18 protein-coding genes are annotated in these 21,327 nt (G+C 72.0%); 11 read left to right on the forward strand and 7 right to left on the reverse strand.

Features of this window, described 5'->3' with window-relative positions; translation table 11 throughout:
• Positions 1–218 precede the first annotated feature (218 nt).
• The 5 genes from DAA34_RS03810 to DAA34_RS03830 all read left to right on the forward strand — a co-directional run bounded on the left by DAA34_RS03810 (position 219) and on the right by DAA34_RS03830 (position 5,526).
• Positions 219–602: a DUF6394 family protein gene (locus DAA34_RS03810; RefSeq protein ID WP_106817687.1), complete on the forward strand. Its 384-nt coding sequence runs from the start codon at positions 219–221 to the stop codon at positions 600–602.
• 7 nt (positions 603–609) lie between these two features.
• Positions 610–2,412 (forward strand): NAD-binding protein, encoded by a 1,803-nt coding sequence (locus tag DAA34_RS03815; protein WP_106817688.1) that lies wholly within the window; start codon positions 610–612, stop codon positions 2,410–2,412.
• 10 nt (positions 2,413–2,422) lie between these two features.
• Positions 2,423–3,334 (forward strand): alpha/beta hydrolase, encoded by a 912-nt coding sequence (locus DAA34_RS03820; RefSeq protein WP_106817689.1) that lies wholly within the window; start codon positions 2,423–2,425, stop codon positions 3,332–3,334.
• A 222-nt stretch (positions 3,335–3,556) separates the two neighbouring features.
• Entirely contained in the window at positions 3,557–4,993 is a 1,437-nt protein-coding gene (locus DAA34_RS03825) for a DEAD/DEAH box helicase (RefSeq protein WP_106817690.1), read from the forward strand.
• Between the two features lie 29 nt (positions 4,994–5,022).
• The gene (locus tag DAA34_RS03830; RefSeq protein WP_158707596.1) at positions 5,023–5,526 is read left to right on the forward strand and encodes a 2'-5' RNA ligase family protein; all 504 of its coding nucleotides are present in this window, start codon (positions 5,023–5,025) and stop codon (positions 5,524–5,526) included.
• Positions 5,527–5,550: 24 nt separating this feature from the next.
• On the opposite strand, the gene DAA34_RS03835 is transcribed toward DAA34_RS03830, so the two are convergent.
• Positions 5,551–7,104, reverse strand: coding sequence for an SDR family NAD(P)-dependent oxidoreductase (locus DAA34_RS03835; RefSeq protein WP_106817692.1), 1,554 nt, complete (start codon positions 7,102–7,104; stop codon positions 5,551–5,553).
• 185 nt (positions 7,105–7,289) lie between these two features.
• Here DAA34_RS03835 and DAA34_RS03840 point away from each other — a divergent pair, with 185 nt between their 5' ends.
• A complete protein-coding gene (locus DAA34_RS03840) occupies positions 7,290–7,955 on the forward strand; it encodes a LysE family translocator (protein ID WP_158707597.1) in 666 nt (221 codons plus the stop codon).
• 321 nt (positions 7,956–8,276) lie between these two features.
• Here the strand turns inward: DAA34_RS03840 and DAA34_RS03845 are convergent, their stop codons facing one another.
• The 3 genes from DAA34_RS03845 to DAA34_RS03855 all read right to left on the reverse strand — a co-directional run bounded on the left by DAA34_RS03845 (position 8,277) and on the right by DAA34_RS03855 (position 13,389).
• Entirely contained in the window at positions 8,277–11,501 is a 3,225-nt protein-coding gene (locus tag DAA34_RS03845; protein ID WP_199847414.1) for a S8 family serine peptidase, read from the reverse strand.
• Positions 11,502–11,698: 197 nt separating this feature from the next.
• Positions 11,699–12,796, reverse strand: a complete 1,098-nt coding sequence (gene hisC / locus DAA34_RS03850) for a histidinol-phosphate transaminase (protein ID WP_106817695.1) — start codon at positions 12,794–12,796, stop codon at positions 11,699–11,701.
• Positions 12,797–12,969: 173 nt separating this feature from the next.
• Positions 12,970–13,389: a hypothetical protein gene (locus tag DAA34_RS03855; protein WP_158707598.1), complete on the reverse strand. Its 420-nt coding sequence runs from the start codon at positions 13,387–13,389 to the stop codon at positions 12,970–12,972.
• 86 nt (positions 13,390–13,475) lie between these two features.
• Here DAA34_RS03855 and DAA34_RS03860 point away from each other — a divergent pair, with 86 nt between their 5' ends.
• The 5 genes from DAA34_RS03860 to DAA34_RS03880 all read left to right on the forward strand — a co-directional run bounded on the left by DAA34_RS03860 (position 13,476) and on the right by DAA34_RS03880 (position 18,394).
• Positions 13,476–13,790: a hypothetical protein gene (locus DAA34_RS03860; RefSeq protein WP_234354095.1), complete on the forward strand. Its 315-nt coding sequence runs from the start codon at positions 13,476–13,478 to the stop codon at positions 13,788–13,790.
• Complete coding sequence (locus DAA34_RS03865; RefSeq protein WP_106817697.1) at positions 13,787–14,608, forward strand: amino acid ABC transporter ATP-binding protein; 822 nt, start codon at positions 13,787–13,789, stop codon at positions 14,606–14,608. Before DAA34_RS03860 ends, DAA34_RS03865 begins: the two co-directional genes overlap by 4 nt.
• A 64-nt stretch (positions 14,609–14,672) precedes the next feature.
• Positions 14,673–15,701: a UDP-glucose 4-epimerase GalE gene (gene galE, locus DAA34_RS03870; protein WP_106817698.1), complete on the forward strand. Its 1,029-nt coding sequence runs from the start codon at positions 14,673–14,675 to the stop codon at positions 15,699–15,701.
• A gap of 42 nt (positions 15,702–15,743) precedes the next feature.
• Positions 15,744–17,210 (forward strand): flavin-containing monooxygenase, encoded by a 1,467-nt coding sequence (locus DAA34_RS03875; RefSeq protein WP_106817699.1) that lies wholly within the window; start codon positions 15,744–15,746, stop codon positions 17,208–17,210.
• 35 nt (positions 17,211–17,245) lie between these two features.
• Entirely contained in the window at positions 17,246–18,394 is a 1,149-nt protein-coding gene (locus DAA34_RS03880) for a DUF4185 domain-containing protein (protein ID WP_106817700.1), read from the forward strand.
• Between the two features lie 3 nt (positions 18,395–18,397).
• On the opposite strand, the gene DAA34_RS03885 is transcribed toward DAA34_RS03880, so the two are convergent.
• The 3 genes from DAA34_RS03885 to DAA34_RS03895 form a co-directional block, all read right to left on the reverse strand.
• A complete protein-coding gene (locus DAA34_RS03885; RefSeq protein ID WP_106817701.1) occupies positions 18,398–19,063 on the reverse strand; it encodes a DUF1989 domain-containing protein in 666 nt (221 codons plus the stop codon).
• Entirely contained in the window at positions 19,060–19,806 is a 747-nt protein-coding gene (gene gntA / locus DAA34_RS03890; protein ID WP_158707599.1) for a guanitoxin biosynthesis heme-dependent pre-guanitoxin N-hydroxylase GntA, read from the reverse strand. The genes DAA34_RS03885 and gntA overlap by 4 nt, the downstream gene beginning before the upstream one ends.
• 79 nt (positions 19,807–19,885) lie before the next feature.
• Positions 19,886–21,256: a fatty acid desaturase family protein gene (locus DAA34_RS03895; protein ID WP_106817703.1), complete on the reverse strand. Its 1,371-nt coding sequence runs from the start codon at positions 21,254–21,256 to the stop codon at positions 19,886–19,888.
• Positions 21,257–21,327 lie beyond the last annotated feature (71 nt).

Here is a 21,327-nt window from a genome sequence, read left to right on the forward strand (position 1 = left end):
GGCCTGCTTTCTGGAGAGGGGCAGCCGCTCCGACGTTCGGAGCACCCCTGGCGTTGATGACGCATTTCCGTACGCACGTTTCCAGACCGGCCGACGACCCCGGGTGGGCCAACTGCTCATGCTGCAAAGAACGACAACCTCAACAACTGCCGACGACGCTACAGGTCGCGGGCCGCTGCGCCAACTCGGTGTCGGCCCGGCGGGCTAGGGTTCGCCGCATGAGCTTCGAGAAGGTCGTCTTCGGCTTCTTCGTGCTGCTCGCGGCCACCTTGAACTTCGGGTTCTTCATCGGCGACCTCGCCGACCCGCGCGTGCACAACGTCAACGAGCTGTACGCCGCGGTCGTCGTCAACCTCGTCGCGACGATCCTCAAGTTCGGCGACCGCACGCAGATCGGGGCGATCCACCTCGCGACGAGCCTCGTCGCCCTCATCCAGCTCCTCGCCGCCGCCGGCTACTTCGTGTGGGCGAGCCAGCACGGCCATGCGAACGACGTCCACACGATCAGCTCGGTCGTGTCCCTCTCCGGCGGCGCGCTCCTGGCGAACATCGTCTCCGTCGTCCTCCTCGTCACGGAGACGGTCTCCTACCGGCGCCGCTGAGGCCGGGATGGGCAACCCGCTCCTGAACTTCTCCGCGCGGCCGTGGTCGCGCCGCTCCGCGAGCACCGCCCGGCGGCGGGTCGTCCCCGTCCCCGCCGGGGGCCCCTCGACGGACGCGATCTTCCTCGTCCTGCGCCGCATGCGGGCGCCGCTCGTCCTGCTCGTCGCCATCTTCGCGGTGGCGACCTTCGGACTGGCCGCGATGCCCGGCCGCGACGCCGACGGCACCCCGGTGCGGATGAGCGTCTTCGACGCCTTCTACGTCGTCTCGTACACGGCGACGACGATCGGTTACGGGGAGATCCCCTACCCGTTCACCCCCGAGCAGCGGATGTGGGTGACGCTGACGATCTACCTCACGGTCATCGGCTGGGCGTACGCGATCGGCACGCTGCTCACCCTGCTGCAGGACAGCGCGTTCCAGGAGGCGCTGGCCACCCAGCGCTTCCGCGGCAAGGTCCGGGCCCTGAAGGAGCCCTTCGTCATCGTCTGCGGGTTCGGCCAGGCGGGCAAGCGGGTCGCGCGGGAGCTCGATGCGGTCGGTCACCGGTTCGTCGTCGTCGACAAGGACGAGACCCGGCTGCAGGCCATCGTCGGCAGCGAGCGGTTCTCCAGCGACGTGCCGGCCCTCGAGGGTGATGCGAGCAACCCGGCGATCCTCGGTCTCGCGGGCCTCGGCCACCCGCGGTGCGCCGGGGTCCTCGCCCTGACCAGCGACGACGACGTCAACCTCGCGGTCGTCATGGCGGGCAACCTCCTGCGCCCCGAGGTGCCGGTCGTCGCGCGGTGCCAGGACCGGGACAGCGAGGTGTGGATGCACGACTTCGGCGCCGAGGCGGTCGTCAACCCCAACGACCGGTTCGGCGCCTACCTCGTCCTCGGCATCCAGCGACCGGTGACCGCGCGCCTCGTGCGGTGGCTCATGAGCCCCGCGGGCACGCCGCTGCCACCGGCCGAGCACCGGAACGCCCGCGGCCGGTGGGTCGTGTCCGGCACCGGGGAGTTCGGGGACGAGGTCGCCGCGGACCTGCGCAAGGCGGGGATGGAGGTCGAGCACGTCGATCCCGCCGACGGCATCCCCGACGTGTCCGGGGCGGCCGGGTTCGTCGCCGGGACGATCCACGACACCCACAACCTTGCCCTCGCCCAGCACGCCCGCGTCCTCGAGCCGGACATCGTCCTCGCCGTGCGGCAGAAGTCGCCGGCGAAGGAGGCGCTCGTCGACGCGCTCGACGTCGACAGCGTCTTCGTCCCCACCGACCTCGTCGCCCGGGAGAGCCTCGCCCGGATCATCACCCCCGCGTTCCGCTCCTTCGTCGACCACGCGCTCACCCAGGACGACGCATGGTCCCAGGCGGTGCTCGACCGGATCGTCGCCGCCTGCGGGCCGGAGACCCCCGCCCGGGACCGGGTCGTCATCGACCGCGCCGACGCGCCCGCCGTCGTGCGCTGGCTCGACCACGACGCGCTCACCCTCGGTGAGCTGCTCTCGCACCCCGACGACCGCACCGAGCACATCGGGCTGGTCCCGCTCGTGCTCCTGCGCGACGGGGAACGGCAGTGGCTGCCCGGTGACGACGTGCGGCTCGCTCCCGGGGACGAGCTCCTGCTCGCCGGGACGTCGGGCGCGCTCGCCGACCTCACGGAGGTCCTCTACTACGACGCGACGACGGAGTACCTCGCGACGGGGCGGCAGGTGCCCTCGACGTGGGTGGCGCGCGTGCTCACCGGTCACCTTGGGAGCCGGCGTCGTCGTGCTGACGCGACCGATCCGGCGAAGCCCTCCCCGCCGCGGTCGCCGAGGCCCTAGGGTGCCGGGCATGACGACGACGTCGACGATCCCCGCTGCCGACGGCCGGCCCATCTCGGTCCACGAGTGGACGCCGGAACGCGATCCGCGGGCGGTCGTCGTCATCGCGCACGGGATGGCCGAGCACGCCCGTCGGTACGAGGCGCTCGCCGCGGACCTCACGGCGGCGGGGTACGCGGTCCTCGCGCACGACCACCTCGGCCACGGCGAGGGGGCGGAGCTTCGCGGCTGGTTCGCCGAGCGGGACGGGTGGGCGACCGTCGTGGACGACATGCGGCGGGTCGTCGCGCACGCCCACGAGCGCTGGCCGGACCAGCCCGTCGTCCTGCTCGGGCACTCGATGGGGTCGCTGCTCGCGCGCCAGTACGTCATCGACGACGCGAGCGACGTGGACGCGCTCGTCCTGTCCGGCACGGCGGTCGACCCGGGGATCGTCGGGCGCGTCGGGCGGCTCGTGGCCGGTGCCGAGGCTCGGGTGCGGGGCTCGCGTCACCCCAGCCGGCTGATGAACCGCCTGACGTTCGGCTCGTACAACAAGGGGACGGCCGGGCGCACCGAGTTCGACTGGCTGTCCCGTGACGAGGCGGTCGTCGACGACTACATCGAGGACCCGCTCAGCGGCTCGGTGCACTCGTCGGGCTTCTTCGTCGACCTGCTCGGCGGGGTCGCCACGATCAACCGCCGCGCGAGCATCGCCAGGGTGCGTACCGATCTGCCGATCTACGTCGTCGCCGGGGAGGCCGACCCGGTCGGCGGCAAGCGGGCGGCGGGCCCGCGCAGGGTCGCGCAGCTGCACACGGCGGCGGGGGTCAAGGACGTGACGCTGAAGATCTACCCCGGCGCGCGGCACGAGGTCTTCAACGAGACCAACCGGGACGAGGTCGTCGCGGACCTGCTCGCCTGGCTCGACACCCGCGTCTGAGCGCGCCGCCGGACGCCGATTCGTCGCGACGACGGCGATGCCCCTAAGGTGGGGGAGTCGATCCACCTGGTTCTGCCGTGGATCGCGCGCCGGTTCGCAGCTCCGGCCCTGCCGGGCCGTGTGTCAGAGCTCATCGGCGTCCGACCTGGCACGTCACGCCATCGCGTCGCGGCACCTCGCCGCGCGGGCAGGACACCACCCCGATCATCGGAGAACCCCACCGTGTCGACCGACACCACCACCTTCACCGGCCTCGGCCTGCCCGCCGACCTCGCCGCCGTCCTCGCCGAGCGAGGCATCACCACCCCCACCCCGATCCAGGCTGCGACGCTGCCGGACTCCCTCGCCGGGCGCGACGTCCTCGGCCGGGGCCGTACGGGGTCGGGCAAGACCTTCGCCTTCCTCCTGCCGCTCGTCGCCGGGCTCGCCGAGAGCGGGCACCGCGCCCGTCCGAAGAAGCCCCGCGCGCTGATCCTCGCCCCGACCCGCGAGCTCGTCGCGCAGATCGAGGACTCCCTCGCGCCGCTGGCCGCCGTCCACCGGATGACGGTCCGCACCGTCTTCGGCGGTGTCGGGCAGAACCCGCAGGTCACGGCGATCGCGAAGGGCGTCGACGTCGTCATCGCCTGCCCGGGCCGGCTCGAGGATCTCATGGGTCAGGGCCACGTCGACCTGTCCGACGTCGAGTGCGTCATCCTCGACGAAGCCGACCACATGGCCGACCTCGGCTTCCTGCCGGGCGTCAAGCGGATCCTCGACCGGGTCCCGCGGGACGCGCAGCACATGCTCTTCTCCGCCACCCTCGACGCGGGCGTCAACGTCCTCGTCAAGAAGTACCTCTCGAACCCCGTGACCCACGAGGCGGACTCCGAGCAGTCGCCCGTGTCGACGATGGCCCACCACGTCTTCCACGTGCGGGCCGACGACCACCTCAAGGTCGTCACCGACCTCGCCGCCGCTCCCGGCCGGACGGTCGTGTTCACCCGGACCAAGCACCGCGCGAAGAAGCTCGCCCGCCAGCTCAACGCCGCCGGGGTGCCCGCGGTCGAGCTGCACGGCAACCTCAGCCAGAACGCACGGACCCGGACGATGGAGGCCTTCCACTCGGGCAGGGCGTCGACCCTCGTCGCGACGGACATCGCCGCGCGTGGGATCCACGTCGACGACGTCGGTCTCGTCCTCCACGCCGACCCGCCGGTCGAGCACAAGGCGTACCTCCACCGCTCGGGCCGGACCGCCCGGGCCGGGAGCGAGGGCACCGTCGTCACGCTGATGACCGACGAGCAGCGCAAGGACGTGCGGGACCTGACCCGCAAGGCCGGGATCGACCCGACGACGACGAAGGTTGGCCCGGGTCACCCGCTCCTGGCGGAGGTCGCCCCGGGTGAGCGCGAGTTCCCCGGCGCCTTCGTCCACGACGTCCCGCAGCAGCAGCCGCGGCAGAAGAAGGCCTCCGGCGGGCAGTCGCGTCCGGGCGGGCAGCGGAGCGGGCAGGGCGGCGGCCGTCGCTCGGGCGGGTCGGGCCAGCGGTCCGGCTCCGGCCGGTCCGGCTCGGCCTCGAGCACCCCGCGCCAGGCGGCCCAGCCGTCGACCGCGCACATCTCCGGCGGCCGTCGAGCGGGTCAGTCCCGTCGCGTCGCCAGCCGTCCCGCGGGCTGACCGACCGATCTGCGACAGGATCGGCCGCTGTGGGAACGCACGCGCTCGAGCTCACCCTCGACGAGGACGGCGATGCCTCGCTGCGTGCGGACTGGAGCGCGCTCGACGCCGCGGGCATCCCCTCGCTGACCGGGCACCTCAGCCCGAGCAACGCGCCGCACGTCACCGTCGTCGCGACCCCGACTCCCATCGGGGGCGTCCTGCGTGATCTTGCGCGGGACGCCCTCGGTCCGTGCCTGCCGTCGGTCGCCCGGCTCGGGGGCTACGCCCTCTTCGGCGGACGTCGGCTCGCGCTCGCCCGCCTCGTCGAGCCGTCGGCGGAACTCGTCGCCGCCGTCCGTCGGGTCCGTGAGGCGGTCCCCACCGATGTCCGACCGACGTGGGTCCCGCACGTCTCGGTCGCGCGCGGGCTCACCCACGAGCAGGCCGCGGCGGCGCTGGTCGTGCTCCGCGACCGGCCGATGACGTCGGTGACCCTCGCCCGGCTGCGGCACTGGGACGTCACGGACAAGGTCGTCACGCCGCTGACCTGACGTGAGGGCGGCGTGCCGCGGGCCTCACCAGGGGTGGGGCTTGTAGTTCTTGAGGAACTCGCCATACTGGTCGACCCCGCGCTCGCCCATGACGATCGGGTCGTAGACCCGGGCCGCGCCGTCGACGAGGTCGAGCGGGGCGTGCCAGCCCTCGGCGGCGATCCGCAGCTTCTCCTCGTGCGGTCGCTCGTCGGTGATCCACCCGGTGTCGACCGCGGTCATGAGGATCCGGTCGGTCTCGAACATCTCCTTCGCGCTCGTGCGCGTGAGCATGTTGAGCGCGGCCTTCGCCATGTTGGTGTGCGGGTGGCCGGCGCCCTTGTACCGGCGGGAGAACTGCCCCTCCATCGCCGAGACGTTGACGACGTACGCGCGTGCGGCGTCGCCGACGACCTCGCGCCGACGCCGGACGGCCTGCGCCATCGCGGGGCGGAGCCGGCTGACGAGGAGGAACGGCGCCACGGAGTTGCACATCTGCACCTCGAGGAGCTCGAGCGGGTCGACGTCCTGGACCTTCTGGGTCCAGCTGTTGACCTTCTGCAGGTCCGGCAGGAGACCACCGGCGTCGATCGCCGTCCCGGTGAGGTGCTTCTCGAGGCTGGCGTTCCCGGCGGAGAGGGCCAGGGAGGTGAGGTCGGCGGCGGTGAGGGCGCTGGAGTGGTCGACGTCGGCGCGGGCGGACCCGTCCGCGGCGGCGGTGTGGTGGGCGGTCGCGTGCCCCGCGAGGGACCCGATGAGGGCGGCGGGGTGGGCGTCGCTGACCCGGTCGAAGGTGATCATCCGGGGGGTCGGGCCGTCGGTCGGCAGCGGCAGGCGTTCGCCGTCGGTGAGGTGCGCGTAGGCGCCCGGGGTGCGCCGCACCGTCTGGCAGGCGTTGTTGATGAGGATGTCGAGCGGCCCGCCGGACGCGACCTCCTCGGTGAGGGCGACGACCTGGGTCGGGTCGCGCAGGTCGATGCCGACGATCGTCAGGCGGTCGATCCACTCGGGGGAGTCGGCCATCTCGGTGAACCGGCGGACCGCGTCGCGGGGGAAGCGGGTGGTGATCGTCAGGTCGGCGCCGTCCCGCAGGAGCATGAGCGCGATGTACATGCCGATCTTCGCCCGGCCCCCGGTGAGCAGGGCCCGGCGACCCGTGAGGTCGGTGCGCTGGTGGCGCTTGCCGTGGCTGAAGAGGGCGCAGTCGGGGCAGAGCCAGTGGTAGAACGCGTCGACCTTCGTGTAGTCGGCGTGGCAGATGTAGCAGCCGCGGGGGATGTTGAGCTCGCCGACGATCGTGCCGGGGGTGGTCGAGGCCAGCGGGATGCCGCGCGTCTCGTCGTCGATGCGCATGGGGGAGCCGGTCGCCGTCGCGTCGAGGACCTTCTGGTCGGCCTCGACGAGCGGGCGCTTGGCCTCGGCGCGACGGGTCTTGCGGATCTTCTTGTACATCCGGCCGGTCGCCCGCTTGATCGTCTGGATGTCGGGGTGGTCCGGGGGCAGCTCGTGGAGCGAGTCGAGGACGCGCAGGACGGTCTCGAGGTCGATGGGGTCGACGCCCGGCCCGGGGTCGGAGGTGGGGTCGGTGTCGCTGCTCATCGGCCGGAAGTCTAGGTCCCCCGCACACCACCCCCTCCTTCCTTCCTCTCCTTTTTTCCTTCCCGTGCAATTGCGCGCGCAACTGACGGACGCGCGTGATATCTCACGCGCAGATGTCAGTTGCGCGCGCAATTGCGGGGGGTTGGGCGCGGGGGTGGGTCACCCGCGCGGGCACACTGGCCGCTGTGACGACTGCCGCCTGGCTCCTGCTGCTGACGACGTGGACGGTCGGGGTGATCTCGCCGGGACCCGACTTCATCGCCGTGCTCCGAACGGCGGCGCGCGCGGGTCGGCGCCCCGGCATCGCCTGCGCGGCCGGGGTGGTCACCGGCATCACCCTGTGGATCGTCCTGGCGATGACGGGCATCAGCGCGGTCCTGCTCGCGCACGAGTCGGTGTTTCGGGTCGTGCGCATCGTCGGCGGCGTGGTCCTGGCCGGCTACGGGATCCTGATCCTCCGAGGCGCCCTGCGCCGTCGGGAGTCCCTGCCCGACGACGACCGCGAGCTCGCCGCCGAACCGGGTCCCACGGGGGTCCGTACTCCCGCCGTCCGGCCCGGTGCAGCCTATCGCCTCGGGCTCCTCACGAACGTGGCCAACCCCAAGGCCCTCGTGTTCTTCGGCGCGCTCTTCGCGACGATCCTCCCGGCGGGTGCCACGACGGCCGAGCGCGTGGTCGTCCTCGTGGTGATGGCCTCGATCGCGCTCGCGTGGTTCGTGCTCGTGGCGGTTGCCGCGGGTTCGGCCCCGGTGGTCAGGGCGTTCGAGCGTGCTGAACGCGGGGTCGACGCGGTCCTGGGGAGCCTCTTCGCGGCGCTCGGCGTGGGAGTCCTCGTCGACGCCGTCCGCTGACCTCCAGCGTCGAGGACGGCACGCCCCCGAGGTGGGGCCCCGAGGTGGGGGCGGTGGCGCTGTGGTCGGTTTCCCCGGGGGAGCCGGCGCCTGGGGTGGGGAAAGTGGCGCTCAGGCGAGTTCGCCCACCCGAACGACCCCCACGGACGATTCGTGGGCCGGTCGCGAGGCCCCCACATCTGCGCGCCATCGCTGGCATCCGCGCGCGATGTTTGGCGCGCAGATGTCACTTGCGCGCGCAATTGCAAGAACAGGGGGCGGGGAGAGAGGGTGCGGGGGCCTCGGTGACCGTTGATCGGTCGCCGGGGCCCCCGCGGTGGGTCAGTTCACTGCGGTGATGATGACCTCGCCACGTCCCAGGACGCCGGGCTCGGAGCCCGCCGGCGGGACGTTCTGGACCTCCATCGCGCCGAACAGCTTCCGTCCGGCGGCCGGGGCCTGCGTCGCGGTGATCTCACCCGTGACGGTCCGCGTCGCCCCGGCGTCAAGGGTGAACGACCCCGCCGGGTCGGTCACCGTGAGCGACCCGAGCTCCGGGGAGGTGAAGACGTCGAGGTAGTCGTACTCCGTCGACCCGCTCGGCACCTCGTACCCGTCGACCTCGACCGTGTAGGTCCCGGCGGCCGGGTTCGGGATCGTCACCGACTCCTCCGAGTCCCCATCGGCCGACTGGCCGACCTGCGCCCCGTTCTCGTCGTAGACCGTGAGGTCGAGGTCGGCGCCCTGGTCCGACGGGTTGCCGATCGTCGCGGTGAGCTCCGAGGCCCCGGCCGGGACCTCGACCGTGAACTCCTGCGTCTCGTGGTTCGCGATCGTTGTGCGCTCCGACAGGGCCGACCCCAGCGGGCCGCCGACGGCTTTGGCCGTGACCGGGCCGAAGCCGTTCTTCACGTCCCACGTCACCGTCGTGGGCTGCCCGGCCGTCACCGACGCGAGGGTCTGCGTCGGCGGGGTGACGCTCACGCCCTGGGCGTTGATGTCGAGCCGGAACGGGTTGGTGAGGTCCGGCGTCGTGCGCCGCGACTCGACGACGAACTCCCACACGCCCGGGATCGGGTCGGCGTAGTTGCGGAAGTACGGGTCGCACTTGCTCGCGTCGGAGAAGTTCGAGAAGCACAGCAGGGAGCTGGTCGACTCGACCGGGATGCCGTACGGGTTGTTCGCGATCCACCGGGTCTGGCTGCCCGAGGCGATCCCGCTCATCCGCACGCTGAGGTTCTTCGTCCCCTGGGGAACGGTGACGAAGACGCTCTTGTAGCGGTTGCGCTCGACGCTGGTCTTCGTGGCCTGCCGGTAGGTCGGGGCGGGCATCGAGCGGGGTGCGACGACCGTCAGCGGCACCCGCAGGTCGGTCGACATCGTCTTCGCGTCGTCGACGACCATGATCGCCGACCGCGCACCCGAGTACCGCGGCTTCACCGTGACCTTGATCGTCTTCTCCTGGCCCCGGGCGAGCGTCACGCTCGTCGGGGCATTGAAGGTCCCGTCGTTGCCGACGAGGCGGATCGTGTGGGTCGTCGCCGCCCACGGGCCGGTGTTCCGCTTGAGATACACGTTGTACCGCCGAGCCTCGCCGACCTTCTGGCCGCCCTGGCCGACCGGGCACCGGTTGTACAGGCCCGGGCCCCGGCTCGGGGTCGCGAGGTACGACGCCAGCGCGGTGCACACGTAGGCGCGCGAGGAGTACGAACGGACGCCCGGACGCTTGGCCAGGCGGGACCACGCGGCCGGCACGTCCATGAGGCCCGCGCCCTGCTCGTACGTCTTCACCCCGGCGACCTGGTGCGCCGAGTCGTAGATCGACGCGCGCAGCTGGGTCGGCGTGATGCTCATCCTCGACGCCTTCGCGGCCGACAGCAGGAGGGCCGCGCCGCCAGCGGCCTGCGGAGAGGCCATCGACGTGCCGTTGAACATCGCGTAGCCCGGCGGGAGGGAGTACCCCGCCTCGGCCGGGACGTCACCGGGCTGCCAGGTCGGGATCGACGAGATCGCCGAGCCCGGCGCCACGATGTTCGGCTTGAACGCGCCGTTCTCGAGCGGGCCGCGGGAGGAGAAGTTGTGCAGGTTCATCGGCGCCGACACGGCGGAGCCGTAGTTCGACATCCACGTCTCCTTGGAGATCGAGGAGCCGACGGAGACGACGTCCGTGGCGACCGAGGGGTCACCCATCGTGTTCATCCCCGCGCCCGAGTTGCCCGCGGAGATGAACAGCTGGACGCCGTAGCCCTTGATGAGCTCGTCGTAGAGGCGGGCCCGGGCGTTGTTGCCGTCGTTGAGGGCGGGGAGGCCACCGATCGACATGTTGACGACGTCGACCCCCTTGTTCGCGACGAGGTCGACCATGCCGTCGGAGAGGGCGACCGCGGTGCACCCGCCACCCCACGAGCAGGCGCGCGAGGAGACGACCTTCGCGCCGGGCGCCTGGCCGTCCATCGACCCGCCGAGCAGTCCGTTGCCCGCCGCGATCCCCGCGACGTGCGTGCCGTGGGACGACTCGTCGATCCCGATGTTGACGAAGTCGGCGGTCCCCTGGATGCCGTAGGGGGACATGTCGACGTCCTCGCGGTACTCGACCGTGAAGGGGACGGCTTCCTGGATGGCCGTGCTCGGGTCGTCGGTGCCGAAGTAGTGGTAGGTCTTCGACTCCTTGTACGGGGCGATCTTCTCGTCGTCCTCGAAGGTGCGGTCCTGGTCGTCGTCGACCCAGATCTCGTGCGTCGTCTCGTCGTAGAGGATGCCGAAGCGGTCGCTCGTGTCCCCGTCACGGTTGACGTCTCCGTCGGCGTCGGAGCCGGCGGTGATCGCCTCGGAGAAACGGTCGAACATGAAGTCCCCCGCCCGCGGCGTCGTCCACGTCGCGCTTGCGGCGGTGAACGTCGGGCCGCTCACGGCGGTGATCATCGGGCGCCACGTGAGGTCACCGTCGAAGATCGGGTCCGTCGCGGTGACCCAGTCGACGATCTTGCGCTCGCCGGTCGTCGTCTTCGCCAGAGCCGGGTGGTCCAGCGAGACACCGGAGTCGATGACGCCGATCGTCACGCCGCGGCCGTCCCACGTCGGGTGGGCCTTCTTGAAGGCCGTCGACCTCGTCTCGCGGGTCGGCATGAAGGGGTTGGCGTCGGGGGTCGAGGAGGAGGGCCCGCTCTGCTGCACGGCGGCGGCGGTGGCCCGCTCCGGCGGCTCGGGGGCGTTGAGGACCTCGTTGAGGTCGATCGCCAAGACGGCGTCCGTGGTCGCGAGGTCGCGCACCTTGTCCGTCGGGACGACGGCGCGCAGGTAGCCGACCTTGTCGTTCGTCATGCCGACGAAGCCACCGAGCGCCTTCACCGTGCCCGCGACGGCGCCGGTCTGGCCCCTCTGCGCCATGACGATGAGCTGGACGCGCTTGGCGCCGCGGTTCTCCGCCTTCGCCAGGAGCTTCTCGTCGCGGGCTCCGAGCGTGTCGCCCTGCTCGCCCTTCGGGTTCCCCTTCTCGGCGGCCGCCGTGGGTGCGGCCTCGACGGGCGCGGAGCGGTTGCCGTCAGCAGCGGTGGCCGTGCCGGTCATCCCCCCCAGCACCAGTCCTGCGGTCAGGAGCGTGGCCGCCCCCATCCTGCGTCGACGAATCACGGTCGTGTTCCCTTCCCGACGGTGGCGTCCTCGCCACCGGACCAGAACCGCGGCTGGTGCGCGCGATCCGGGAACACTAGACCGCGCACGATCGTTGGAGAAGATCCTTCGAGTGGTTCGATGAGCCGGGTGGGTCAGGACCGGGGGCGATGGGCGGCCGCGATCTGCAGCAGCCGGTCGTTCGCCTCGCGCTCACCGATCGTCACGCGGACGCCGTCGTCGCCGTACTGGCGGACGGCGAGCGCCTGGGCGGCGCACGCCGCGGCGAAGGCGGACGAGCCCTCCCCGAACGGGAACCACACGAAGTTGGCCTGGGTGTCGGGGATGTCCCACCCCTGCTCCAGCAGCGCGGTCCGGACCCGGTCGCGCTCCTCGACGATCGAGGCGACCCGCTCGTCGAGCTCGTCCCGGGCGGCGAGGGAGGCGACGGCTGCGCGCTGGGCGAGCGAGCTCACCCCGAACGGGACTGCGGTCTTGCGCAGCGCCTCGGCGACCGGCGGGTGCGCGATCGCGTATCCGACCCGGAGGCCGGCGAGCCCGTAGGCCTTGGAGAACGTGCGGAGCACGGCGACGTTCTCGTGCGCGTCGTGGACGGCGAGGGCGTCGGGCGCCTGGGGGTCGGTGCCGAACTCGAGGTAGGCCTCGTCGATGACGACGAGGACGTCGTCCGGCACGCGGGCGAGGAAGGCCTCGAGCTCGGCGGCGGTCACGGCCGGACCGGTGGGGTTGTTCGGCGTGCAGACGAGGACGAGCCGGGCGCGCTCGGTGATCGCGTCGGCCATCGCCGGCAGGTCGTGGCGGGCGTCGGACGTGAGCGGGACCGTGACCGGCACGGCGCCGGCGATCGTCGTGACGATCGGGTACGCCTCGAAGGAGCGCCACGCGAAGACGACCTCGTCGCCTGCGTCGCACGTGGCCTGGACGAGCTGGCCGAGGACGCCGACGCTGCCCGTGCCGCACGCGATCCGGTCGGCCGGGACACCGACGTGCTCGGCGATCGCCGCGACGAGCTCGGCGTTCGCCATGTCGGGGTAGCGGTTGACCGCACCCGCGGCGTCGGCGATCGCGTCGAGGACGGACGGCAGCGGCGGGTACGGGTTCTCGTTCGAGGAGATCTTGTACGGGGTGAGGCCCTCGACGGGGGCGGGCGGTCGGCCGGCCTTGTAGGCGGGCAGCGCGTCGAGTGCGGCGCGCAGGCGGACCGCCCGGCGGGTCTCCTCGGTGAGCACCATGCCCGCGGGGGAGCCAGCGGCGGAGTCGGCAGCAGGGGCGGCGGGAGAGGCGGTCACGGCCCCGAGTCTCCCAGATCCACCACCCCGGCAATTGCGCGCGCAAGTGACATCCGCGCGTGAGATATCGCGCGCAGATGTCAGTTGCGCGCGCAATTGCAAGAACGGGGGGCGGGTCAGGCGCCGCGGTCGACGACGCGGATCCGCTGTCGCGGCGGCTCGGGGGGCGGTTCGGTCGCCTCCTCGACCTCGCGCTCGGCCCGCAGCCGGGTGACGAGGCCGCGCAGCTCGGCCAGCTCGTCCGCCCCCGCCGTGGTCTCCAGCCGCTCCTCGATCCGCTCGAGCGCCGCCGTCGTCGCCGCGCGACCCTGCTGCTCGGTCGCCAGGGAGGTCCGGAGCTTCGACCGGATGGCCGACGTCTCGGACAGGACCCGCCGGCGCAGGTCGACGACCGTGACGACCCCGACCAGCACGAGAAGGGTGAGCGCGACGATCGCGAGCGAGCGGTAGCCGGCGACGGTCGCCCCGATCGTCAGCACCGCGAGGGCGCCCACGCACGCGAGCACCACACTCGTCAGCCCTCGGCTCGTCCCCACCCCCATGACGATAGGCAGGCCGCGGAAACACCCGGTTGAACGGTGGGCGACGTCTCGGTGCCGATGTCGAGACAGAACCGTGCCCGATGCGGGTCATCATCCCGCCGACCGGCAACGAGACCATCGCCATGGTCAAGGACACCTCGCTGCTGGCGTTCCTGCCGCTGAGCACGGAGCTGTTCTTCCAGACCAGCGCCATCGGCAACCGGACTCTGAAGATCATGCCGACGATCGTCGCGGCGACCGCGTGGTACCTCATCATCACGACGGTCCTCATGGTCGTCCAGTACTACGTCGAGAAGCACTTCGGGCGCGGGTACGGCCAGAAGCCGACGAGGAAGGACCAGGCGTTGAAGGCGCGGATGCTCTCCATCCAGGGCGGCGGGAGCGCGGGCCGATGAGCGAGCCCACCGCGCAGCCGGTCGACCGTCGTGAGGGCCAGCCCCTCGTCCGCGCGGTCAACGTCCACAAGGCGTTCCACGGCAACGACGTCCTCAAGGGCATCGACGTCGACGTCCACCCCGGCGAGGTCGTCTGCCTCCTCGGGCCCTCCGGCTCGGGCAAGACGACCTTCCTGCGGTGCATCAACCAGCTCGAGACGATCGACGGCGGCCGGATCTGGCTCGAGGGCGAGCTCCGCGGGTACCAGGAGAAGGGCGGGCGCCTGCACCGGCTGTCGGAGAAGCGGATCGCGGCGCAGCGCAGCGAGATCGGCATGGTCTTCCAGCGCTTCAACCTCTTCCCGCACAAGACCGCGACCGAGAACATCATCGAGGGTCCGGTCCAGGTGAAGAAGCAGCCGAAGGCGCAGGCGAAGGCCCGGGCGCAGGAGCTGCTCGAGCGGGTCGGGCTCGGGGACCGCGGTGACGCGTATCCCGGCCAGCTCTCCGGCGGGCAGCAGCAGCGCGTGGCCATCGCCCGGGCGCTCGCGATGGACCCCAAGCTCATGCTCTTCGACGAGCCGACCTCGGCACTCGATCCCGAGCTCGTCGGCGAGGTCCTCACCGTCATGCGGGAGCTCGCCGACGGCGGGACGACGATGGTCGTCGTCACGCACGAGATGCAGTTCGCCCGCGAGGTCGCCGACCGGATCGTCTTCATGGACGGCGGGGTCGTCGTCGAGGAGGGCCCGCCCGCGGAGGTCATCGGCAACCCTCGGCACGAGCGGACGAGGACGTTCCTCCGTCGCCTGCGTGCCGACGAGGCCGCGGCGGGCTGAGAGCTCACGCGGCCAGGACCGTCCAGACGGGACGTCCGAGGCCGGATCCCCCTACGGTGGGGGGATGCGCGTCCTCGTCACCGGCGGTGCCGGTTACATCGGGTCCCACACCGTCGTCCGCCTCGTGGAGGCCGGTCACGAGGTGCAGGTCGTCGACGACCTGAGCAACTCCAGCCCCATCGTCCTCGACCGGATCGAGGAGATCACCGGCGTACGGGTCCCGCTGGACGTCGTCGACGTGACGGACCGGGGCGCCGTGACCGCGATCCTCGCGCAGCACCCCGTCGACGCCGCGATCCACCTCGCCGGGCTCAAGGCCGTGGGGGAGAGCGTCGAGCAGCCGCTGCGGTACTACCGCACGAACCTCGACGCGACGTTCTCCCTCGTCGGGGCGATGGCCGACGCGGGGGTGCGCACGCTCGTCTTCTCCTCCTCGGCGACCGTCTACGGCGCGCAGGCGTCCCCGCCGTTCGAGGAGGACCTGCCGACGTCGGCGACGAACCCCTACGGCTGGACCAAGGTCATGCAGGAGCAGGTCCTGCGCGACGTCGCCGCCGGCGACCCCCGGTGGCGGATCGCCCTGCTGCGGTACTTCAACCCGGTCGGGGCGCACCCCTCGGGGCGGATCGGCGAGGATCCGCAGGGGCACCCGAACAACCTCGTGCCCTACCTCGCCCAGGTCGCCGTCGGCCGCCGGGAGAAGCTCCTCGTCTTCGGCGACGACTACGACACCCCCGACGGGACGGGGCTGCGCGACTACATCCACGTCGAGGACCTCGCCGCGGGCCACCTCGCCGCGCTGGAGACCCTCGCCGCCGCGGACGCCGGGGGCGTGCGGACGTGGAACCTCGGCACGGGGTCGGGCACGTCGGTGCTCGAGGTCCTCGCCGCGTTCTCCCGCGCGGCGGGGCGCGAGCTGCCGCACGAGGTCGTCGGTCGTCGTGCCGGGGACATCGCCGCCTCGTGGGCGGACCCGACCCGCGCCCACCGCGAGCTGGGCTGGCGGGCGGAGAAGGGCATCGACGAGATGTGCGCCGACACCTGGCGCTGGCAGGAGACCAACCCGGCCGGGTACGACGGCCCGCCCGCCTGAGACCCCTCCCCGACGGTGGTCGGTCGATGGAAGGATGACGGCATGGAGCACCTCGACATCGTCGTCGTCGGCGCGGGCCTGTCCGGGATCGGCGCCGGGTACCGCATCCTGACCGAGCTGCCGGAATCCACCTTCGCGATCCTCGAGGGGCGTGAGCGCATCGGGGGGACGTGGGACCTGTTCCGCTACCCGGGTGTCCGCTCGGACTCCGACATGCACACCCTCGGGTTCCCCTTCCGTCCGTGGACGGGGAAGGCGTCGATCGCGCCCGGCGAGGAGATCCGGCAGTACATCGAGGACACCGCGCGCGAGACCGGCGTCCTCGAGAAGATCCGGTTCCGCACGAAGGTCGTCGCCGCCGACTGGCGCGCCGCGGAGTGCCGTTGGATCGTCACGGTCGAGGACGAGCAGGGCCGACACGACATCAGCGCGCAGCACCTGTACCTGTGCTCCGGCTACTACGACTACGAGCGCGGTCACGACCCCCAGATCCCCGGGATCGACGACTTCGCGGGCGAGGTCGTCCACCCCCAGTTCTGGCCCGAGGACCTCGACGTCTCGGGCAAGCGGGTCGTCGTCATCGGCTCGGGCGCGACCGCCGTCACGCTCGTGCCCGCCCTGGCGAAGGACGCCGACCAGGTGACGATGCTCCAGCGCAGCCCGACGTGGATGGTCGCGCTGCCGAGCGTCGACCCGGTGAGCACCCGCCTGCGTCGGGTCCCGGGCAAGGGCGCCGACCTCGCGCGGTGGTGGAACGTCGCGACGAGCAGCGCCTTCTACGAGTTCTGCCGACGGGCACCGCGCGCGGCGGCCCGGGTGCTCCACAAGGGCCTGGCCCGCGGGTTCGACCAGGCGGCGATCGACGACCACTTCACCCCGCGGTACAAGCCGTGGGACCAGCGGCTGTGCGTCGTGCCGAACGGCGACCTGTTCAAGGCCGTCCAGCGGGGTCACGCCTCGATCGTCACCGACACGATCGAGACGGTGACGCCGACCGGCATCCGGCTGTCCTCCGGCGAGGAGCTCGCCGCGGACGTCATCGTCACGGCGACCGGCCTGCGGATGCTTCCCGCCGGGGGAGCCCGGATGACGATGGACGGGTCCCCGATCGACCTGGGGAACCGCTTCGTCTACCGCGGCATGCTCATCTCCGGCGTGCCGAACCTGGCCCTGTGCGTCGGGTACACGAACGCCTCGTGGACGCTGCGGGCTGACCTCTCCTCGCGCTACCTCTGCCGGCTCCTGCGCCACATGCGCGAGCACGGGTACACCTCGTTCGTGCCGGTCGCGCCCGAGGGGCTGACGGAGAAGCCGCTGCTCGGCCTCGACGCCGGGTACATCCTGCGGGCGCAGGGCGAGTTCCCGAAGCAGGGCGGCGCCGACCCGTGGGTCATGCGGCAGAGCTACGTCCCGGACCGCCGGACCGCGCTGCGCGCCGACGTCACCGACGCGATGGAGTTCGGCACCACCCCGGTCCGTCCCGGCTCGCCCGTCGCGGTCGGCGGCTGACGCCGGTGCGCCCGGGGGCCCTGCCCAGGAGGCCGGTGCGCGCTCTCGTCGGGGTGCTGCTCATGGGCGTCGCGCTCGCGGGGTGCTCGCGGGCTCCGGAGAAGGTCGTCGTCCCGGGCCCCGACGGGTCGATCCGTCCCCTGTCGCTCGACCACCCGTGCCCGGCTGCCGAACGCTTCGACCTCGACCGCACCGTCCGCGCGAGCGACCTCAACGGGATCATGTCCCGCATCGACCTCGACCAGTGGCAGGCCGCGGACATCGGCGCGAGCGCCCGTCTGTCCGACGGGCGGGTCCTCTGGGTCTACGCCGACACGGTCCGCACCACCTCGTACGTCCCCCGGATCGTCGCCAACTCGATGCTCGTGACGACCGGCCCGTGCGTCTCGCAGGTGGTCACCGACCTCGGCGGGGCGATCATCCCCGACCGGAAGGACGGGGTCGTCCACTGGCCGATGTCCGTCGTCGCGGTGCCCCGGAAGGGCGGCGACGACCTCGTCGTGTCCCTCTCCCGGGTCCGGCGGGACGGGGAGGGGGTGCTGCGGTTCACCCACCTCGGCTCGAGCGTCGCGCGGTTCACCGTCCCCCGTGGCGGGGTCCCGCGCCTGGTCTCGGTGCAGGACGTCGACCGCGACTCGGCGAGCCCGCACCGGCCGTCGTGGGGTGCGGCGCTGCTCCGGCAGGGGGCGTGGGTGTACGCCTTCGGCAGCTGGCTGCGGCCGCACGAGACGTTCGGGCGCGCGGTCGCCGTGGCCCGCTTCCCCGCCGGCTCGCACGGCGACCCCGCGGCGTGGCGGTACTGGGACGGCGCCGCGTGGTCGCTCGACCCGGGTTCCGCCGTCGAGGTGATCCCGGCCAAGGGCGGCGTGAGCCAGACGCTGAGCGCCCACGTCATCGGCGGCCGGGTCGTCCTCCTCTCCAAGAAGGACGGCGACCTCGGTGGGGACATCGCGCTGTGGCGGGCGCCCACCCCCACCGGCCCGTTCGAGACCCGCACCGCGCTCAAGGCGACGTTCAGCGACGGCGGCGGCGGGCTGCAGTACGCCCCGCTCGCCCACCCCGGGCTGCCGAGCGCGGCGGGCCGGCTCATCGTGTCCGTCTCGCGGAACACGAAGGACCCCGCCCGGCTGCTCGCCGACCCGACCCTCGGCCGCCCGGTCTTCACCGAGGTCGCGAGGCCTTGAGGGTCAGTCGACGCGGATGTCGATCGGGGTGCAGCGCCCGTTGTTCGACTTCTCCGCCGAGCACGCGGTCACCCCGACCACGAGGTCGATCTCGGCACGGATGGTGAACCGGTCACCGGGGGTCGTCGGCGGCGGGTCGATGTGCAGCTCGCCGTCGAGGTCGGTCCACACGTCCATGAAGACGTTGAGCGTCGTCGAGATGCGATCCGGGCCGATCCCGAACGGCGCGAACGCCCCGACGAGGTTGGCGAAGCAGCTCGGGTGGGGGGCGCCCTCGAACTCGGGGTAGAGCAGGTCGAAGGTGTCCTGGCTGCACGGGGTGAGCGTGAGGTCGTGGACCCCGACGGTGTCGGTGACGACGGTCGCCATGACGCGCGAGCGGTTGCTGTACAGCGGGTCGCCCGGGCCGACGTAGATCGAGTTCTTGTAGTCGGTCGTCCGGCCCGAGGAGAACCACTCGTCGTGGTCGTCAGCGGCGAAGAGGAAGAGGTCGCTCACCTGCTCCCCGCACGGGTCGACGATCGTCAGGGTGCTGCCCGCCGGCAGCGTCAGGCCGGAGCCGGTCTGCGGGGCCAGGCGGGTGAAGCCGGGCGCGGGCGCGTCCTCGCCGCCGGGGTAGGGGACTGCCGGGTCCGGCGTCGGGGTGCGGGGTCGCTGGTGCTGCGTCACGGGGTCTCCTGCCGGGAGCGGAACGGGGCCTGCCAGTCATCCTCCACCTGCCGGCCCGCGTACTGCCGCGCCTCCGACACGTCCCCGTGGTCGGCGGCCATCGGGTTGACCTCCCCCTGGAGCTGGGCGTCCCGGCGGCGGATGGTGTCCCGCATCCGCTCGAACGACCCCGTCCCGCGCAGCATCTCGAACTGCTCGTGGAGGTTGAAGACGAGGGTGGGCAGCGGCGTCCGTCGCGCCACCCGCGAGGCCTGCGGGTGCAGACCGACGATGAAGTAGGGCACGCCGGCGTGGCTGAACGCGAAGTGGGCCTGGTCCGGGTCCGCGTCGACCCCCTGCGCCCACGGCTGGTCGTCACCGTCGTGCAGTCGCTGCAGGACGTCCCACAGGAGCGCCTCGAAGTGCTTCTCGTCCGTGATCTCCGGCCCGCGGAAGACCGCGATGAACGAGACGAACGCGCCGGCGGGGTCCGCGCGGGAGCCGTACTCGGCGAGCGCGTCGGACAGCTGCTCGAGCGAGTCGGGGTCGCACATGTCCCCGAGCACGACGATCTCGGCCGCCTCCCGCCGGAACACCGAGCGGGCACCCAGGCACGGGTACTGCGGGTGGCCGATCATCTCCTCCAGCGCGGCGAGGATCTCCGTGTCGGGAGCGTCCTGCAGGTCCCGGTCCTGCTGCTCGTCGAGAACCTCGACCAAGGGATCGGTGGACTCGGTGTCTGGACGCGCGTCGGTGGCACTCATCGGGTCCATTGAAACCGAGGTCCGCAGCGACGCCCCACACCCTCGCGGGTGCACTTTCGGGGTCGGGGCTGCGCCCGGGTCAGACCCCGCGAGCCTCGCCGGGGTGGACCTTCTTCACGGGCGCCTGGCGGGTCTTGCCCTCCTTCTTCCCGCGCAGGGCGTCCCGGATCTCCTGGGCGACGACCGACCGGCGCGAGCGACCCGGCTCCTTGTTCGGGAGCGCGAGGAGGAACACCTTCTTGTACACCGACGCGGCCTGCCGGTGCAGCGGGCCGGTCCGGTACGGCAGGCCGTTGCGCTCCATGATCGCGCGGATCCGGGGGGCCACCTGGGCGTACCGGTTGCTCGGCATGTCCGGGTAGACGTGGTGCTCGATCTGGTGCGAGAGGTTGCCCGACATCAGGTGCATGAGCGGGCCGCCGGAGATGTTGCCCGAGCCGAGCATCTGGCGGACGTACCACTCGCCCCGCGTCTCACCCTCGATGCTCGCCTTGTCGAAGGTCTCGATCCCCTCGGGGAAGTGTCCGCAGATGATGACCGTGTTCGTCCAGAGGTTGCGCAGGATGTTGGCCGTGACGGTGGCCGTGAGGGCGTGCCGTGCGCCGGGCCCGGCCAGGAGGGGCTGGAGCAGGTAGTCCTTGACGACCTGGGCGCGGATCTTGCCGAGGACCTCGTTGGCGTTCGCCCGGAACTCGGCCTTCTGCTCGTCGGTCATGCGCTTGCGCTTGGCGACGTACGCGCCGAGCTCGAGGTCGTACGCGGCGATGGAGTACTCGAAGACGAGGGCATTGATGAGGTGCCAGACCGGCTGCGCGAGGTAGAAGAGGCTCCAGCGCTGGGCCTCGTCGACCCGCAGGATGCCGTAGCCGAGGTCGTTGTCCCGGCCGAGGACGTTCGTGTACGTGTGGTGGATCTCGTTGTGGGCGTGCTTCCACTGGCTCGACGGGGAGGCGTTGTCCCACTCCCACTGCCGGCTGTGGATCTTCGGGTCACGCATCCAGTCCCACTGGCCGTGCATGACGTTGTGGCCGATCTCCATGTTCTCGAGGATCTTCGCCGCGGTCAGGCCGGCGGTACCGAGCCACCAGGCGGGGCGGACGCCCTTGACCTTGACACCCGAGAGGGTGAGGACGGCGCGGCTGCCGAGCTCGAGGTAGCGCTGGGCCTTGATGACCCGCCGGATGTAGGCGGCGTCTGCGGCGCCGCGCGAGTCCATCACCTCGGCGCGCAGCGCGTCGAGATCACGGCCGATCTCCTCGATCTGGGCGTCGGTGAGCCCGGCCATCGGGTTGGGCCGACCGGAGCGCTTCGTCGCGGGGCGCTCGCGGGGAGCGGTCGAGGTCGTCGACAGGCGGCTGTTCCGCTCGACGTGGTGGGCCTCGGTGCGGCGGCTGCCGCGAGCGTGGGGGGTCGTCGGGCTGGGTGCGTGGCGATCGGGTGCGATGGTCATCGGGCTGTCCCTTGTCCCCACTTGACGCTGCCGCGTAAATGAGGGGGTGTGAGTTGCGCGTCTGCTAGACG

It is taken from the genome of Janibacter massiliensis (assembly GCF_900289115.1).
GTDB lineage: Bacteria > Actinomycetota > Actinomycetes > Actinomycetales > Dermatophilaceae > Janibacter_A > Janibacter_A massiliensis.

What these genes read in the sequence shown, in the direction of transcription:
- DAA34_RS03845 (WP_199847414.1), bottom strand. Translation starts at nt 11,501, where the DNA reads ATGACCGGCACGGCCACCGCTGCTGACGGCAACCGCTCCGCGCCCGTC.
- gntA (WP_158707599.1), bottom strand. Translation starts at nt 19,806, where the DNA reads ATGAGTGCCACCGACGCGCGTCCAGACACCGAGTCCACCGATCCCTTG.
- DAA34_RS03865 (WP_106817697.1), top strand. Translation starts at nt 13,787, where the DNA reads ATGAGCGAGCCCACCGCGCAGCCGGTCGACCGTCGTGAGGGCCAGCCC.
- DAA34_RS03835 (WP_106817692.1), bottom strand. Translation starts at nt 7,104, where the DNA reads ATGAGCAGCGACACCGACCCCACCTCCGACCCCGGGCCGGGCGTCGAC.
- hisC (WP_106817695.1), bottom strand. Translation starts at nt 12,796, where the DNA reads ATGGTGCTCACCGAGGAGACCCGCCGGGCGGTCCGCCTGCGCGCCGCA.
- DAA34_RS03895 (WP_106817703.1), bottom strand. Translation starts at nt 21,256, where the DNA reads ATGACCATCGCACCCGATCGCCACGCACCCAGCCCGACGACCCCCCAC.
- DAA34_RS03860 (WP_234354095.1), top strand. Translation starts at nt 13,476, where the DNA reads ATGCGGGTCATCATCCCGCCGACCGGCAACGAGACCATCGCCATGGTC.
- DAA34_RS03810 (WP_106817687.1), top strand. Translation starts at nt 219, where the DNA reads ATGAGCTTCGAGAAGGTCGTCTTCGGCTTCTTCGTGCTGCTCGCGGCC.
- DAA34_RS03875 (WP_106817699.1), top strand. Translation starts at nt 15,744, where the DNA reads ATGGAGCACCTCGACATCGTCGTCGTCGGCGCGGGCCTGTCCGGGATC.
- DAA34_RS03815 (WP_106817688.1), top strand. Translation starts at nt 610, where the DNA reads ATGGGCAACCCGCTCCTGAACTTCTCCGCGCGGCCGTGGTCGCGCCGC.
- DAA34_RS03820 (WP_106817689.1), top strand. Translation starts at nt 2,423, where the DNA reads ATGACGACGACGTCGACGATCCCCGCTGCCGACGGCCGGCCCATCTCG.
- galE (WP_106817698.1), top strand. Translation starts at nt 14,673, where the DNA reads ATGCGCGTCCTCGTCACCGGCGGTGCCGGTTACATCGGGTCCCACACC.